Annotated in this window: 11 protein-coding genes; 9 read left to right on the top strand and 2 right to left on the bottom strand. The window is 43.2% G+C overall.

Going from position 1 to position 16,611, the window contains the following annotated elements; translation table 11 throughout:
- Positions 1–2 precede the first annotated feature (2 nt).
- The 9 genes from A3CY_RS0110250 to A3CY_RS22055 all read left to right on the top strand — a co-directional run bounded on the left by A3CY_RS0110250 (position 3) and on the right by A3CY_RS22055 (position 12,420).
- Positions 3–911: a hypothetical protein gene (locus A3CY_RS0110250; protein WP_148375350.1), complete on the top strand. Its 909-nt coding sequence runs from the start codon at positions 3–5 to the stop codon at positions 909–911.
- Between the two features lie 110 nt (positions 912–1,021).
- The gene (locus A3CY_RS0110245; RefSeq protein WP_026207532.1) at positions 1,022–3,658 is read left to right on the top strand and encodes a zinc-dependent metalloprotease; all 2,637 of its coding nucleotides are present in this window, start codon (positions 1,022–1,024) and stop codon (positions 3,656–3,658) included.
- Between the two features lie 98 nt (positions 3,659–3,756).
- Entirely contained in the window at positions 3,757–4,038 is a 282-nt protein-coding gene (locus A3CY_RS20760) for an RNA polymerase sigma factor (protein WP_231932310.1), read from the top strand.
- A gap of 108 nt (positions 4,039–4,146) precedes the next feature.
- Positions 4,147–4,722, top strand: coding sequence for an RNA polymerase sigma factor (locus tag A3CY_RS0110235; RefSeq protein WP_018337821.1), 576 nt, complete (start codon positions 4,147–4,149; stop codon positions 4,720–4,722).
- Between the two features lie 87 nt (positions 4,723–4,809).
- Positions 4,810–5,985 (top strand): FecR family protein, encoded by a 1,176-nt coding sequence (locus A3CY_RS0110230; RefSeq protein WP_018337820.1) that lies wholly within the window; start codon positions 4,810–4,812, stop codon positions 5,983–5,985.
- A 164-nt stretch (positions 5,986–6,149) separates the two neighbouring features.
- A complete protein-coding gene (locus A3CY_RS0110225) occupies positions 6,150–9,641 on the top strand; it encodes a SusC/RagA family TonB-linked outer membrane protein (protein ID WP_040371621.1) in 3,492 nt (1,163 codons plus the stop codon).
- A gap of 4 nt (positions 9,642–9,645) precedes the next feature.
- Positions 9,646–11,190, top strand: a complete 1,545-nt coding sequence (locus A3CY_RS0110220; protein WP_018337818.1) for a RagB/SusD family nutrient uptake outer membrane protein — start codon at positions 9,646–9,648, stop codon at positions 11,188–11,190.
- A 46-nt stretch (positions 11,191–11,236) separates the two neighbouring features.
- Positions 11,237–11,857, top strand: a complete 621-nt coding sequence (locus A3CY_RS0110215) for a hypothetical protein (RefSeq protein ID WP_240388147.1) — start codon at positions 11,237–11,239, stop codon at positions 11,855–11,857.
- 20 nt (positions 11,858–11,877) lie between these two features.
- The gene (locus A3CY_RS22055) at positions 11,878–12,420 is read left to right on the top strand and encodes a hypothetical protein (RefSeq protein WP_018337816.1); all 543 of its coding nucleotides are present in this window, start codon (positions 11,878–11,880) and stop codon (positions 12,418–12,420) included.
- Positions 12,421–12,582: 162 nt separating this feature from the next.
- Here the strand turns inward: A3CY_RS22055 and A3CY_RS0110205 are convergent, their stop codons facing one another.
- Complete coding sequence (locus A3CY_RS0110205; protein WP_018337815.1) at positions 12,583–15,813, bottom strand: glycoside hydrolase family 2 TIM barrel-domain containing protein; 3,231 nt, start codon at positions 15,811–15,813, stop codon at positions 12,583–12,585.
- A gap of 186 nt (positions 15,814–15,999) precedes the next feature.
- Positions 16,000–16,578, bottom strand: a complete 579-nt coding sequence (locus A3CY_RS0110200; protein ID WP_018337814.1) for a DUF4251 domain-containing protein — start codon at positions 16,576–16,578, stop codon at positions 16,000–16,002.
- Positions 16,579–16,611: the final 33 nt, after the last annotated feature.

Below are 16,611 nucleotides of genomic sequence, written 5' to 3'. Positions count from 1 at the left end.
TTATGAGATATATCGTATTAATATTATTGACTTGGGGATTACTGGCTTCGTGTAACGATGAAGACACGATAATTCCGAGAGAAGCAGAAGTCGTACTTCGTTATGAATTCCCACAAGGTACGAATGAATGGGATGAGATCGCGAAAGAAATCAAGGAAAAACATGATGTGTATTTGATTTACAAAGGGTATTCTTCCTTGGATTTTAGTCGAGCTTGGACGGTTTCCTCTGGAACCAATTATTTCGGGGAATCTTTGACGGATGAGAAAGCCAGCGTTCACGTGAAATTTATGAAGGAGCATATATTTGATTATTTACCTGTAGAATTGACTCGTACAGTTTTGCCTTTATATTATTTTTTGATTGATAATTACCGGACAGAAAAACTCAATTATTCAGGGGGTATAGATAAAACGAATGTTACTAACTCTGCTGACGGATTAGATTATTGGGCGAGCTCGATCTATACGGAAAACTTGACAGAATTTCCCTCTACATGGGAGAAATTGAGAGAGCATCGGACAAGAATTATGAGGCAATTATTGGAGGCTGCAATTAATCGCGAGCGAATAGTTATTCCAGCTAGTTTTAATGAGGGATTTGATTACGTGAAAGCAATAAATTCATGGAATACTAGCGATCCTGATTATTATGTGAAGCGCGGGTTTTTAGGCTCTTTAAATGTGGATGCATATAATTTCGGAAGTATTTATAATATTACTAGTACAAATCCGACTTTGAATTTCCTGACTTACGTTTTCTTGGGAATGCGTTACACGGAAGAGGAGTTCCTTGCTAATTCTTTGGCTACTTACCCGTTGGTCGTGAAGAAACGCCTGGAAGTCATCAATTACATGAAAGAGAAGTATCATGTAGATTTGGAGGCAATAGCACGAGGTCCGGAACTTTAATTATGTGTTTTTTTCATTTCACAATAAATGTCGGTAGGATAACTACCGGCATTTAGGAGAGAATTGTATGTTTTTCAATTATATATGAATTTTATTTTAAAATGAATTTTATGAAAAGATGGATGTTAGTATTGTTGGTAGCCGTACTCGTGCTACCCGTTAGCCAAGAGGCTTTGGCGTCTTCCCGGAAGAAGAAAAAGGCGACCGTGGAGAAGAAGGAAACGGCTCCCGCCCAGACGGAGTATGACAAATTGCTGAAGAAGCCGGGGAAAGTGACGGCTACAAGTAATTTTATCACGTTGCACAAGTTGAACGGGAAACTTTATTTTGAAATTCCGTTGAAATACTTAGGACGGGAGATGTTGTTGGCTTCTACGTTGACCGAAACTTCAAGTGATCTGATTGGCGGAACCGTGGGTTACAAGCAGCAAAATCCTTTGCACGTGCGTTTCGTGATGGGTGATAGTTGTCTTTATTTAAAGAAAATTACGACATCGGCAACCGTTGATCCCGGTAACGAGGCTTTGCAGAATGCTGTTGACCGGAGTTTCAGTGATGCCATCGTGGGAAAATACAAGATCGAGACTTATAATAACGACCGAACTGCCGTGGTGATCGATATAACGAGTTTGTTTACCACGGACGTGAAAGACTTCTCATTCTTGCCTAACATGGGAATGCTTACCGTGAAAGGTGATTTCCGTAGTGATGCTTCGGGTTTGGATGAAATCAAGAGCTTCGACGATAACCTGGTCGTGAAATCTTATATGTCATATCGGGTGTCGGTTGGTTTTTGGATCATCACGTTATTGAGTGATGTCCCCGTAACCGGTAAAGTGACCCGTTCTTTGGTGTTGTTGCCGGAAGATAAAATGCGTCCCCGTATTTCGGATTCACGCGTGGGTATTTTCAATACAACCAAGCAACACGTTTCCACGAGAGAGGATGGAATTCAGGTATATTCGCTAGCTCATCGTTGGCGGTTGGAACCCAAGGATATGGCTGCATATCAACGGGGTGAATTGGTGGAACCGGTCAAACCGATCGTGTGGTACGTGGATGATGCTTTCCCGGCGGAGTGGAAAAGCCCCGTGAAGAAAGCTATCTTGAGATGGAACAAGGCTTTCGAGGCAATCGGTTTCAAGAACGTGATGCAGGTACGGGATTTCCCGAAAGACGATCCCGAGTTTGACCCGGATAATATTAAGTACACGTGTATCCGTTATTTGCCCTCAACGACGGAAAACGCGATGGGACCGTCTTGGATAGACCCGACGACAGGTGAGATCGTGAACGCTACCGTATTGATTTATAACGATGTGATTAAATTGCTAAACAACTGGCGTTTTGTTCAGACTGCACAAATCGATCCCAAGGTAAGGACAAAAAAATTGCCGCAAGATGTGATGGAAGAGGCGATGATTTATGTCGTGGCTCACGAGATCGGTCACACGCTTGGGTTCATGCATAATATGGCAGCATCCGCTTCTTACCCGGTTGATTCTTTGCGTTCGGCATCATTTACCCAGAAATACGGGACAACGCCGTGTATCATGGATTACGCCCGTTTCAATTACGTGGCTCAACCCGGAGATAAAGGTGTGAAGTTGACTCCCCCGGATTTGGGTGTTTATGATTATTTCCTGGTTAAATGGAACTATCAACCTATCCCGCAAGCAAAGGATATATGGGAAGAGCAGGCTACGCTGGAAAGTTGGGTAGACGAGAAAGCCGGTGATCCGAGATTCCGTTACGGAAGACAACAGATATTGTCTCGCTATGACCCGAGTGCTATCGAGGAAGACCTGGGTGATGATCCGATCAAGGCAAGTACCTATGGTATCAAGAATTTGAAGTATATTTTGCCTAATTTGGAACAATGGATCGAGGATGATGCGGATTATAGCCACCGGGCAGACCTGTATAAGTCGATCGCTAACCAGTATTTCCGGTATATCACGAATGTTTCTTATAACGTGGGTGGTATTTATTTGACGGAGATCAAGGAAGGTACTCCCGGGGAGCGTTATGTAGCGGTTCCGAAGGATGTACAAAAGGCTTCTTTAGCTTGGTTACTGAACGAGTACAGAAATGCAGATTGGTTAAGCAAATCTCCTTTGTTGAAGAAATTCCCGATGGGAGTGGATATGACTACGGTATTGAGAATAAGATTGGCAGGAAACTTGACGAAATTGAAAGATAACGTTGTTCTTTCCGCATACATCGCTTCCAATCCTTATACGGTAAAAGAGTTCTTGAACGATTTGTATAACGGTGCCTTCGAGAGCGCAATCAAAGGTAAGAAGTTGACGGACGGTGATAAGTTATTACAAAGTACACTCGTGGATCTCGTGATCGCTCCTTTGGCTGACAAGAAAGAATCGGGCGGGTTGTTTGGCTTGAACTCGGCTTATGCCCCGAGTCTTGACGAGATATTGGCTTATGACCTTGATCCTAGCGGGTTGGTTGGTCGTTTCGAGGATCAGCTTCGGGCTATCGAGCAAGAGCATGGTGCGGGGTTCATCGCTTCACAGTTGAGATTGGACGAATTCGGAGCTCCCGGGTATGGTTTCTTGCAAAAAGTGGACACGAAGGCGATAGACAATTCCACGGTTTATTTGATAGACCTAGCATTTAAGGCTCAAAAGTTGGTTAATAGTAAGTTAGCTACTTCCACGGGAGAAGACAGACTCCATTATCAGGCTTTGGCTGCTAAGATCAATAAGACGTTGAAAAATAATAAATAGATGTTGTTTTAATGTTTTGTGAAAAGGGGCTGTTCAATACAGCCCCTTTTATTTCTAGGTGGTGTGATGCCTGTCTGTTATTTTGTTTGTTCTGCAGAATGTTTTATATTTGTCGGGAATCCAATGAAGAGAAAGAAAAGGAGTATAATTTGATGCGGGAAGAAATTTACCGGGAGATGTATTTGGCTATACAAGAATTACCGGATCGTTGCCGAGAGGTTTTCGAGTTACACTTACGGGGAAAAAAGAATGAAGAGATTGCCGAATCGCTTGATTTGCCTGTGCAAACGGTGAAAATGAGCAAAAGGGAAGCTATCGCCTATTTGAAGAATCGTTTAAGAAATAGGTTCTGTTGGTTTATTTTCATGCATATAATTTAAAATTGTTGCCTGTTATTGAATAAGGAAAAATTTTTAACTTTGCAAGAGGAATAAGTGGGAAAGGTGGTGCAATTTAAGGCATGGTATGTAATTAAAGCATAAAGGACAATGGGGAGATCCGTGATGAACAGGCAGATTTGCGATTTGTTGAATGCGCATGACCAGAAAGGGATGAAGCTTCTGTTTGAGGCTTATTATAAATCTTTGGTTTCATGGGCAAACACTTTTTTGAATGATCTGGATCTGGCGGAGGATATTGTTCAGGAGTTTTTTATCGCGTTATGGAACCAGGAAATACACCGGGAATTGAAGCCGGATACGCTTGCTTCGTTTTTACGGGTATTGGTGCGTAATCGGTGTTATAACCGGATGGTGAAACGGGATGTTTTCAGCCGTTTCGTGGGGTTGGAAAGAATTGAATGTATATTTGAAGAATATGATGATTCCCGGGATCAGGTGGTGGCGAAGGTGATGGCAGAGATAGATCTTTTACCCCCTCGTAGCCGGGAAATATTGAATTGCGTTTTTGTCGAGGGAATGAAATACCGGGAGGTGGCGGAACGATATGGCATATCTGAATCGACCGTAAAAACTTTATTGGGAACATCCGTACGTAAACTTCGGGAGCGGATGGGACGGGATGGATTTGCCGATTTTTTACTTTTCTATTGCCGGTATTGTTAAATTTTTGAATTCAGTTCATTTTTTTTGAAAAATCACTAGACTTTTTTCTCCTCTTTTTTGTACTAAGTATGAAAAATGAGGTGATTTATGAAAAAACTAAAGTTAGATCAGGAGATAGAGGATTGGTTGGTTGCCTTTTTTAATGGAGAATTGGAAGAGGCGGAAGAAGAAAACGTGAGCGAGTGGCTTAAGAAATGTCCGGAAAACCGGGAGGCTTATGACGTGTTATTGGAAGATTACTTGCGAGTACGTTGGTCACAGGAAAATGTCCGGATTCGGGAAGACCGGGCAAAGAAAGTAATTTTCTCATCCTTGAAAAAGAAGCGGCATCCGTGGTTATATTATAGTGCGGTGGCATCCGTCGTCCTGTTGCTTGTCTTTGCCGGGATTTTATTCACGAGGGAGAAAACGAACGTGTTACCGCAGGGAGCGGTTGCCGTGGAGATAAAGCCGGTTCGTTCACAGGCTGTTTTGGTCTTGTCATCCGGAGAACGAGTGGAATTGGCTTCTTCGCATTTAGAAATTCGGGAACGGGATGGCTTGATCGTGAAAGTGGATAGCAATTCTGGGATTCGTTATGATTCATTAGCAACGGAAGTATCTGAAAAAGTAGAGTTGATTTATAATAAAATCATTGTTCCGCGAGGGGGGGAATATTTCGTGACGTTGAGCGACGGGACGAAGGTATGGCTGGATGCCGAGTCGGAATTGGAGTATCCTGTTAATTTTAGTGTGGATTGCCGGGAGGTAAAGTTGAAAGGGGAAGCCTATTTTAGCGTGACTAAGGATAAGGGGAAGCCTTTCCTTGTACAGTCCGGGGAGTATGGCGTGCGGGTTTACGGGACGGAATTTAACGTGAACGCGTATAATCCCCGACAGATTGAAACGGTGTTGGTGGAGGGGACTATCGGTTTCAAAGCGAATGTTTTGTCCGAGGAACGTATGTTACAACCGAATCACTTGGCTGTCGTGAATATGGAAACGGGGGTGAGCGAGATTCGCAAAGTGGATATTTACCCGTATATCGCATGGAAAAATCAAGATATCGTGTTCGCGAACGAGCGTTTGGAGTCGATCATGGAGAAGGTGGCACGTTGGTATGATGTAGTGGTGTTTTTCCAGAACGAGGGGTTGAAGGATTTGCGCTTCGATTGTAATATGCAGCGTTACGCGGATATCAAGGATTTGTTTTTCTTTATGGAGAAGACGTCAAATGCCCGTTTTTCTATAAACGGAAGGACGGTGACCGTGAGTAAAAAATAAGTGATGAAATAGATTGAGCCCTTTTCATCACTTACGTTAACCCAATAGATAGGTATCCTTAACCCATACCTATCAAGTATTAATAGTTCAATTACAAATGTATGAAAAAAAGAGAAATCATGTGCCATTTTTTTGATAAGGCACATAAAAAATTTTGGATGATCATGAGATTATGTGTCATTTTTGTGGTTTTTCTGGAGTTTGCGACTTTTGCCAATGGAGTGGCACAAGATCAGGTCGTTAGCTTGAATTTGAAAAACGTGAGTTATTACGAGTTGTTCAGTGAGATTCACAAGCAGACGGGGTTGCGTTTTATTTACAACACGAACCAGTTGGAGAAGATGTCGCTGATAGATGTGCAGGTTCACCGGAAAAAGGTTGCCGATGTATTGAGCGAGGTACTCGCGGGAACTCCTTTCACGTGTTTGTTTGACAACGAGGTGGTTATGCTGATTCAGCGTGAGGATGAAGACAAGAAGGGATTTACGATTGTTGGGAAGGTGGTGGACGAGAAGAAGGAGCCTATGCCGGGGGTGACGGTGAAGGTTGGGGGCACGACTTGGGGTACTGCCACTAATGTCAAGGGTATCTTTCTGTTGGTGTTGCCTATTCAAAAAGGGTCGTTGGAATTTTCTTTCGTGGGGTATAAAACGCATAAGCTGGAGTTTTCGAAAGTGACAAAAGACACGCTTTTGATCGTGATGCAGGAGGATGTACAGGTGTTGGACGAAACGGTTGTCGTGGCATATGGAACGACTACACGGAGAGAATCTACCGGTTCTATCTCTGTCGTTAAAGCTGATGAATGGAAGGGGATACCTTCACCAAGTATCGCGAACCTGTTGCAGGGGCGTGTTGCCGGATTGGACATCACGAATATGTCCGGGGCTCCCGGTAGTGGAGGTACGGCAATCACAATACGGGGGTACAATTCTTTGGATGTGGAACAAGGACGTCGTTTTTCCAACCCGCTTTGGGTGGTAGACGGGGTACCGATGAATACTTTTACTTCTCCGATTACCGGAACGAATCTGTTGGCAGAGATTAACCCGGATATGATCGAGTCCGTGCAAGTCTTGAAGGATGCTTCTTCGGCAGCTATTTACGGTTCCCGTGCCGCGAATGGAGTAATTTTGGTGACCACGAAAAAGGGACGAAATGGGCAAAAAGCTTCTTTTTCGGCAAATGTTTCCCAGTCGTGGAATGTGTTGCCGAGATTACCTTTGGTGACAATCGGGCGTGCTGAACGAAATTTTCGCTTGAAAGCGTTGAAAAATGATTATAAGGCTTATTTGGATATGGAAACTTATCGGTACAAGTATCCTACTTCTTTGCTAGAATCTTATTTGCATAATAAGGGTAGTATTGATCATTTTTTTAAAGCTCAGCCAGAGGATGCTGATGGATATTTTTTACAAGATAGTTTGAACTCGTTTTATAATAATTCTACGAATTTCTTCCCGGTTTATTTCGAGAAGGCGAAGATCACTAACGCTAATATACAAACTTATGGTGGTACTGAAAATGTAAATTACGCTCTTGGAATAGGGTGGTATGATGAATCGGGTATTTTGAAAGGAACCGGTTTTAACAGGATTGACTTGAATTCCACGTTGAGCGTGAAACCGACCAAGCGATTGGATGTTGATTTACGGTTCGTGGCTTCATTGACTAACAGGAAACGGGGAAATAAGGATGATATGTTGGGTTATAGTCCGGCAATTGAAACTGTACCTGGTGATCCTTATAAATTGTCATCTTTATACCCGGGGAAGGGCACCGAGGTGTGGAATTATATTTTAGAGAAATTAGGTGGGACGAAAGAAAAAAATCGTTCTGTGCGTTTTCGACCGACGTTTAAATTGGGATACGAGGTGGTTGACGGGTTGTATTTGTCCAGTTCTTTCGCTGCCGATTATTCGGTGCATCGGAGAAATTATTTTTCACCTTCTTATTTGAGTGATGAAGGTTTTTCTAATTCGGTCGGGGAAACGGGTGTGAACTTGATGGTGTTGAGCGAAAGTTTGCTTTCTTGTAATAAGACCGTTCGAGAAAATCATAATTTCAATTTCGTGGCAGGATTTTCTTACCAGTATGACCAGATGGAATACAACGGGGGTACAGCGGAAAATTCCCCAAGTGATAAAATTTATTACGCACCATCGGGAATGCCGGAGTTGATAAAAAAAGATTATGATTCTGGTGGTGAGATTGTTTCCGGAACAACTGATTATAGAGCGTTGCAGCATTATCAGTCGGATATGCAGGAGAAAGTGTTGATTTCTTATTTCGCTCGTTTGGAGTATAATTATAAAAAGAAATATTTGTTGTCAGCAAGTTTCCGTAGGGATGGTAGTTCAGTGTTCGGTAAAAACAATAAATGGGGAACATTTCCTTCTGTCGCCGTGGGATGGGCGTTCACGGAGGAGTCTTTTATGGAGCGTTTTTCTTCTTGGTTTAATTTTGGTAAGTTCCGCGCAAGTTGGGGTAAATCGGGAATGCATTTCGATTCGCCATATTTAGCCTTGGGTTTGATGCAGGTTGGTTCTAAGTCTTTTTTGGGTAATGGAATTATTACACCTCAGTATGGTACCGGTTTATACAATGAAGATCTTTCTTGGGAAGAAACGGATCAATACGATTTCGGGTTGGATATGGACTTTTTGAATTACCGTTTGGGGATCACGTTCGATTATTATTATCGTTATTCGGATAAAAAGTTGATGCTAGTGGGGTTACCGGGAGATCATAACGGCTATGGAGCGCAATGGCGTAATGCGGCAGCTGTTTCGAATGAAGGGATTGAGTTGTTGGTGAAATACGAGATATTCCGGCAGCAGGATTTGTACTGGAAAGTATCGGTTAATGCCGCCAAGAATTGGAACCGTTTCGAGAAGTCATATGACGGACGGGATGTTGCTGATAATAATTGGATTATCGGTAAAGCTTTAAACGGTATATACGTGGGAAAGACAGACGGGTACGTGAATCGTCAGGATGAGTTGCCGATATATTATAATGCCGGAGGTGTGAGCGCATATTACGGTAGTAAAAGTAATTATTACAAGCCAGGTGATTATAAGTTAGTGGATGTGGATGGAAGTGGTTCATTTGGAGGTGATAATGTTTATGCCGGGAGTGCATTGCCGGAACTCACGGGTGGTATTGTCAGTGAGGTGCGTTGGAAGAATTTTGATTTGAATTTATCGATGTCGTTTCAGTTAGGGCGGCATATGATTAATTTGACGGAGCCGAACTCTGTAGCCACGGATGCTAGTAGTAATTTGATGCATCCATTGTTATTTGATATTGGTAAAGTGACATTTTGGGAAAAACCAGGTGATAAGTCCGATTACCCGATGTTGCAGTACGATCATAACGTGGGAAATTTTACCGGTTATTTGGATAGGTTCGTGGAGAAAGTGAATTGGATAAAATTGAAAACAGTTACGTTGGGTTATAGTTTGCCGGACAAGTGGATGAGGCGTTGTAATTTGGAACAGGTGCGGATTTTTACCAGTATTGAAAATGTGTTTACGCTCACGAATTATTCGGGTTTGGATCCGGAAATTATTTCGATCAATTCGGGTATTGATAAAGGTGACGGGTACCCGTTACCCCGGAAATTTACCTTGGGTTTAACCGTAAAATTTTAGGATTATGAAGAGGATTATATTTTTATTGGTCATGTTAGCGGGAAGTTTTATTTCTTGCGAGGATGCGTTGGATCTTACGCCTGAAAACTCGTTGACATTTAGAAACGCATTGGAGACAGAGAAGGATTTGGAAGGTGTTTTGTCTGGTGTGGGATATTATATGCGTCAATTGGCTATAAACGGTACATGTCAGTTGATGAAGGGGGCTTATATGGATTTTGACCCACATGAACAATTTACTTCAGAAAGAACTTTGGCTCCCGACGGGGGTGAAGTAGATGGAATGGGATGGGGGAGATTCTATGATGTTATAACTCAGGCGAATGTTGTGTTGCATTTTGCGGATCAGGTGAAAATGACGGATGCTCGCAGAAAGGTTTACAAGGGACAGGCTTATTTTTATAAAGGTTTGATGTATTTGGAATTGTTACGGCGTTGGGGGGATTGTATTTTGGTGAAGGATGATGTTAGTCTTGTGCCGCAAGGGCAATCACCGTGGGGAGAGGTATGTGATTATGCTATTGAGATGGCGCAAAATGCGGTGAATTGTTTACCGGAATTTCCCCAGGTAACCGATCATTTGGGAAACGCACCTCGCTATAAATCTACACCGAGTAAAGGGGCTGCGAACGCATTGTTGGCTCATTTGTGCGCTTGGAAGGCGGGGGGCAAGTATTTTGCTGCAGATCAGGATTATGATGACCAAACGTTGTGGCGAAGAGCGAAAGAGGCTTGTGATAGTATTATCAGTTCAAATATTTACGCTCTGGAAGATTCTCCCGAATTGGTGTGTACTTCGGCTTTGGTGGGTGATAGTAAGGAGAGTATCTACGAGACGATTTATAAAGATTTTTGGCATGAAATCAATGATAATGATCGAGGGATGATGATGTTTTGTTTGGCAAAAAAGTATCAATCTTACCCGGTAGAACCTAATAGTACACCTTATGATGCCTTGGATCAACCTTGTCAAATTTATTTGTCCGAGATGGAGAAGATGTTCCCGGGGAGTGACGAACGGAGGAATGCTTATTTTTATAAATTCGACGAGTATAATTGTCCGGATAGTGTAAAAATAACGCACGGGTTGGCTTATCCGTATAAATGGCGGAATCCTTACGTGGAAACAAGTGGATGGAATGCCGGATCTATGATTAATTATAACCAGAATCGTATCTGGTGGCGTTTGGCGGATATTATTTTATTGCGCGCAGAGTGTGCGGCTCGTTTGGGAGATACGGAAACTGCGATTAAAGATTTGAATCGAGTGCGGGCGAGGGCTAATGCAAAATTGTATGATGCTTCCGAGTACGAGGGGGATGTGCGTTATGCCGTGTATAAGGAAAGGGAGAAGGAATTGCTGTTCGAGGGGTATCGTTATTATGATATTATTCGCAACGGGTATTACAAAACCGAATTGGAAGGAGGTTTTCGGACGGCGTCGGAGCAGGATTTTAGAGATGGAGCGTTTTTCCTTGTGATTTGGGTGACTTCGATGGATAATAATCCCGCTATACGGCAGAATAAATATTGGTTGAAGTATTTTTAAGGAAATTTTAAAGTGTAAATCAAGAACGATGAAAAATGTATTTCTTATGATATGTGTATTACTGGGCATGAATGCTTGTAACACGCAACAAGATGTGATTGATACCGGGGTGGCATCTCCTTATTTTGAAGGTACGATAATGGATTTTTTGCGAGCCGATTCATATAATTGGGAATTGACGGTAAAAATGATCGAACGAGCCGGTTTGGTAGATCTTTTTGAAGGAAAGGATGATGAATATCCAGAAATCACGTTCTGGGGACCGAAGAGTTATTCGATTCAGCGGTATATATGGGACGAACAGTTTAAGAATGGGAGTAATATTCAGTCTGTGGATGATATCCCGGTGGAGGATTGTCGGGCGTTTATTTTGCGTTATGTTTCTAAAGGAAAGTTGTTGAAAAAGGATGTCGCTTATCGGAACACGGAATACCAAATTAATGATAAACGGCAGGATGGGAGAACTTTGGTGACGTGTCTTGCCGGAAATTCGTTTTATGCTTATTTGGAAGTGCAACCTTACGGGGGTGTCGCTGACGGGGGACCGGTAACGTTGAGATTATATTCGCCTGTGTATTCGAAAATACCGATGGCAACTCCTGATATTCAGCCTGCAAACGGAGTGGTACATGCATTGAATTATGGTCATGCTTTCGGAGAAATTTAAACGATTGAAAATTTGAAACTATGAAAACTGGAATTAGAATAGGGATAATTGCATTATTTGTTTGGTTGATAAGTGTCCGGTGTCAAGATGTGACGGTCGGTTATTTGTCACTTGATTATGCTGGATACGAGATTGATTCATTGGTGGTGAAGAAAGAGTTGGATATAACTCCGCCGATAGAAACTCCTAATCCAACTTTTCAGACTTTTGTTAATATATTTAAAATGGATCCCGGTGATGTTATTTCGATGGGAATTTATCCAACGATTAAAACCGGAGGCGGTGAAGATTATGATCGTAATTTATACGGAATTCCGTGGACTTCAACTCCGATAGAAGGTGTGGATGGAACTTCCCAAATCTACGTGGATATAAAAAATGTCACGACGGACACTGGAGATGTGGATCTTTTATTAAATGAATTGACCATTCTATCTAGTGGGGTATTTAGCCTTCCGTTGCATAATAATGTCCCGAAAGGGCGGTATAAAATATCTTTGACTTTCTCGAACGAAGGTTATTCCAAGGATTTAGATAACTGTTTCACGATTATCGTGAAATAATAGAGTGTAGTGTGTTAGTAAAAGAGGTGCCCGATGGTTTCGGGTGCCTCTCTCGTTTTTAAATAAAGAATTTTGTTGTGATAAGATGGTTGGTTGTGTGTACTACGCAAATGGAAAATTGGATGTAATGAGTACATCTGATGTGGAAATATTAACAGCCTCTTATGGCATATACCGATATCCCGTGTGATTGCTGATTTCAGCGTTATTGCCGATAGGAATAATCATGACGCTCCAATGGTAGTCCCGGTTTGCCGGTAGCGTGTATTGCGGATAGGGACGGGAGCCCCAGCTATCATCTCCGGCGACACCCATCATCCGGTGGTCGAGGCAAATTTCCACGAAATTGCGGGGATAGATGTCATTGATGTGGGTTTGTTTGGGTTTACGGTTTTGTGCCATTAATGGGTCGTGGGATTCATCTTTCGTGAAGTTCTGCCACTGGTAGGGGCGTGTGGATTCTTCCCCGTCGAAATCTTCAATACGACTGCGGGAAACATTGAATTCCATTAAATTGGAGTCGGCAATGAACAACAATCCTTTGCCTGTTTTGTCTGTCAGGGTTAACCAGCGGATGTCTGTCTTGTGCCCGTTTTCTTGCGGTCGCACGTAGGGCACGTACTGTTGTTCTGCGGTACTCTTGTAATGTCCGACATGGGTACTGTGATTGCGGTCACAATAATTCTCTTCGGGTCCTTGTCCGAAATATTCCATTTGGTTCAAATCAGATGGCATGCGGAACCTAGCACCTATTCTGGGTATTTCCGGAGCGTTGGGATTGGCTTCCAGGTGACATGCCACGTTCAGGTATCCGGAGGGATAGATCGTGTAGGACACGTGGTAACGGGTGTTGCATTCCTGTAACCGGTACGTGACGGTTAGGTTCGTGTTTACAGTAGAAGCGGAAGTCCTGATTCCCGCGATTTTGAAATTCTTGCTGGCTTGTTTCCATGCCTGCATCCGGTTGGGCATACCGTTCCCGTAATCATTGTCAGTTGGAGCTCGCCAGAAATTAGGTCGGAATCCGAAGTCATCCGCAATATACTGTATGTTGTTCACTTTATAGGAAGTAACGTATCCTTTCTGTTTGTGGAAAACGAATTCCATGGTAGAGTTGAAGATGCGTATTTCCGGTCCGTTTTCTTCCATGGAGAGTACTTTGTCCGGGGCGGCTTGGTAAACAGGTTTCGGTGTCGTTGCCGGAATTGGGAATTGTTCGGAAGCCACGATAAATCCGGTGGGGGCAAATTGACTGGATTTCTTGGTTTTTACGTGTAAGTTCAGGAAATACTCTACCCCTGGCTTTACCTTTAGATTTTTGAGCGGAATCGTTACTTGGCGGCTCTTGCCAGGTGCGATGTTTAGTGAAGGAAGTGTACCGCTGCTTAATGTTTCCGTGTTTCCGATAAGCGTGTATTCTATCGTGAACTGATCGAGGTTCGTGAAATCATGCCGATTTTCAATTTTCACGATCCCTTTACTAATATCGATAGGTTGGAACCAAACGTATTGATATGCTTTTTTTACTTCTGCAAGTCCCGGGTGCGGTTCCCGGTCGGGACCAACAAGACCGTTACACAGGAAATTACCGTCGGAAGGAGCGTTTTCCCCGAAGTCCCCGCCGTAAGCCCAGAAAGGTGTTCCGTTCTCATCCTTCACGAGGATGCCCTGGTCAATCCAATCCCAGATAAATCCGCCCTGAAGGTTGGGATAACGGTAAATCACATCCCACAAGTCCATGAAATTTCCGGTACTGTTACCCATGGCATGAGCGTATTCAGACATGATATATGGTCGGTCTGTTCGTGTGTTTCCCCATTTCTCGAGGGCATCGGCTCCCGGGTATTGGGGGCAATAAATATCCGTGTTCCACTCGAGCCCGGCTCGCTCGTATTGTATCGGGCGTGTCGTATCTTGTGCTTTTAACCAGTTATAAGTCATGTAAAAGTTATACCCGTTACCGGCTTCGTTACCAAGCGACCAGAACGTGACGCAAGGATAATTTTTACTCGTTTCATACATATTCATGGTACGATCCATATGGGCATTCAGCCATCGGGGATTGTTGCCAAGCGTGCGCCCTCTGCGAAGATCATAACCCATGCCGTGAGATTCTATATTCGCCTCGTTGCACACGTAAAAACCGTACTCGTCACACAGTTCGTAAAAACGGCGTTGTTGAGGGTAATGGCAACAGCGGATGGCATTGATATTGTGGCGTTTCATGTTTTTGAAATCTTTCCGCATATCAGCTTCACTAAGCACGTGTCCCGTGTATTCGTTATGCTCATGGTAATTGACACCCTTGATTAGCACGGGACGTCCGTTCACGAGGAATTGATTCCCTTTGATTTCCAGTTTGCGGAAACCGACCCGGAAGGGGATAATTTCGGTTTGTTTCCCCGGTTGTTCGATGCGGATAAAAAGTTGGTATAGATTGGGAGTTTCCGCCGTCCATGCTTCAACTTGCGGAAGCGTGGCATCAAACCGGACGTGAGCGACGGAATCAATGCTGATTGCTTTGTGTCCTTTTGCTACCCGTGTCCCGGCTGGACTTTCCAGTTGATAATGCACGGTGATTTGTCCCGTTTGCTTTGGATTCTTATTTTCAAGGAAAAGATCGAGTCCGAAAAGTCCTTTGGAATACGTGCTATCCAGATCCTGTTGGATGGAGAAATCCCGGAGATGGACAGGCGATTGGGCAAAAAGATAAACATCCCGTTCGATGCCGCTGATACGCCAAAAATCCTGGCATTCAAGGTAACTGCCCGTCGACCAGCGATATACCTCAAGGGCAATCAGATTCTGACCCGGTCTCAGATAACGGGTGATATTGTATTCCACGGGATCTTTCGAGTCCTCGCTATATCCCACTTTTGTACCGTTCACGTAAAGATAACAGCCGGATTTCACCGCCCCGATGTGCAGGAATATCTCTTTCCCGTTCCATTGTTCCGGTATTTCAATCTGTTTGCGGTATGAACCTACCGGGTTTTCTTCTGGCAGGAGTGGAGGTTGTGGGTTGCGGGGACAGAATTCATACGGGTGATTCGTGTATAGTGCAATCCCGTGGCCACTGGTTTCCCAGTTTGCCGGAACATCAATTTCATCCCACTGTGAGTCATTAAAATCCGTGCGGTAAAAATTTATCGGGCGTTTCTTGTAGGAGGTAACCCAATGGAATTTCCATTTCCCGTTCAAAGACTTGTAGTCTGCCGATGCCTTGAAATCGTTATCCCGGGCTTTGTCCATATCCCCGTATGTCATAAATGGAGTCCGCGGGTATTCTTTCCCGACAAATGGGATCGTTTCGTCCTGCCATTCCGGTTTATCCTGCATATAGGCGGTCAGACAGATGAAATAACAGAAAATTGTAAAGAATAGTCTTTTCATCTTTCGTGTAGTTTGTAGGTTATCGTGTCTAAAGATAGTACATTTTTGTTAAATAAACCTATTGTTAATATGATGAATAGAAATATTTCTTTGAAATCAGAATCGGTCGTATTCTTTGTATCGGATATAATAAAAACGGCAATAGGAGAAACCTATTGCCGTTTTATACATCCAACGTGATTAACATCAGCGTTTGATTCCCTCGAAAATACGGGCTTTCCCTTGTTGCAATAGCTTCCCGTTCATCGTGAGGGTGTTTGAATTGAAGGAAGGCGAAATCCTTGCGGAAACGCTATTTGAACCGGGGGAAAGTGAAATACTAACGTAAGCGGAAATACTCACACCCTGGACAAAAAAACTGTAAATCACGTTTCCCTTCTTGTCTTGTTTCATCTTGACATCTGAAACATTACCTTCCACCGTGAAACCGCCTAATCCGTTTTGGAGAGGGCGAGGGGTATCGAAACTTACTTGCACGGTAGCCTTTTTGTTTGCCATGGAAATAAAATTCTTTATGGAAGTTACGCTTATCGACCTGCCTCTTTTGAAGATCAAACGATCGGCTTCCAGTACGAAATTATTATTCTCCAGTGCTTGAATAGCCTCCTTGTGCAATCGTTCATTTTCTTTTTGTTGAGCGATTTTACGTTCTTGTCTGGTTAGTTTGCGTTGCTCTTTAGCCGTCATGCTATTCTGTGCGGTCAGAGATGCGAATGTGCCTAGCACGAGTGCCAGCGTCATGAATAATGTAGTGATGTGTCTCATAATATAGTGTATTTTATGATTTTTACGGGGAAA

The organism is Butyricimonas synergistica DSM 23225, assembly GCF_000379665.1.
GTDB classification, from domain to species: Bacteria; Bacteroidota; Bacteroidia; order Bacteroidales; family Marinifilaceae; genus Butyricimonas; species Butyricimonas synergistica.
This window is presented reverse-complemented; position numbering and strand designations above follow the sequence as displayed.

Excerpts from the sequence above, each read along its gene's own strand:
- A3CY_RS0110250 (WP_148375350.1), top strand. The coding sequence starts at position 3 with ATGAGATATATCGTATTAATATTATTGACTTGGGGATTACTGGCTTCG.
- A3CY_RS0110245 (WP_026207532.1), top strand. The coding sequence starts at position 1,022 with ATGAAAAGATGGATGTTAGTATTGTTGGTAGCCGTACTCGTGCTACCC.
- A3CY_RS20760 (WP_231932310.1), top strand. The coding sequence starts at position 3,757 with ATGTTTTATATTTGTCGGGAATCCAATGAAGAGAAAGAAAAGGAGTAT.
- A3CY_RS0110235 (WP_018337821.1), top strand. The coding sequence starts at position 4,147 with ATGGGGAGATCCGTGATGAACAGGCAGATTTGCGATTTGTTGAATGCG.
- A3CY_RS0110230 (WP_018337820.1), top strand. The coding sequence starts at position 4,810 with ATGAAAAAACTAAAGTTAGATCAGGAGATAGAGGATTGGTTGGTTGCC.
- A3CY_RS0110225 (WP_040371621.1), top strand. The coding sequence starts at position 6,150 with ATGAGATTATGTGTCATTTTTGTGGTTTTTCTGGAGTTTGCGACTTTT.
- A3CY_RS0110220 (WP_018337818.1), top strand. The coding sequence starts at position 9,646 with ATGAAGAGGATTATATTTTTATTGGTCATGTTAGCGGGAAGTTTTATT.
- A3CY_RS0110215 (WP_240388147.1), top strand. The coding sequence starts at position 11,237 with ATGATATGTGTATTACTGGGCATGAATGCTTGTAACACGCAACAAGAT.
- A3CY_RS22055 (WP_018337816.1), top strand. The coding sequence starts at position 11,878 with ATGAAAACTGGAATTAGAATAGGGATAATTGCATTATTTGTTTGGTTG.
- A3CY_RS0110205 (WP_018337815.1), bottom strand. The coding sequence starts at position 15,813 with ATGAAAAGACTATTCTTTACAATTTTCTGTTATTTCATCTGTCTGACC.
- A3CY_RS0110200 (WP_018337814.1), bottom strand. The coding sequence starts at position 16,578 with ATGAGACACATCACTACATTATTCATGACGCTGGCACTCGTGCTAGGC.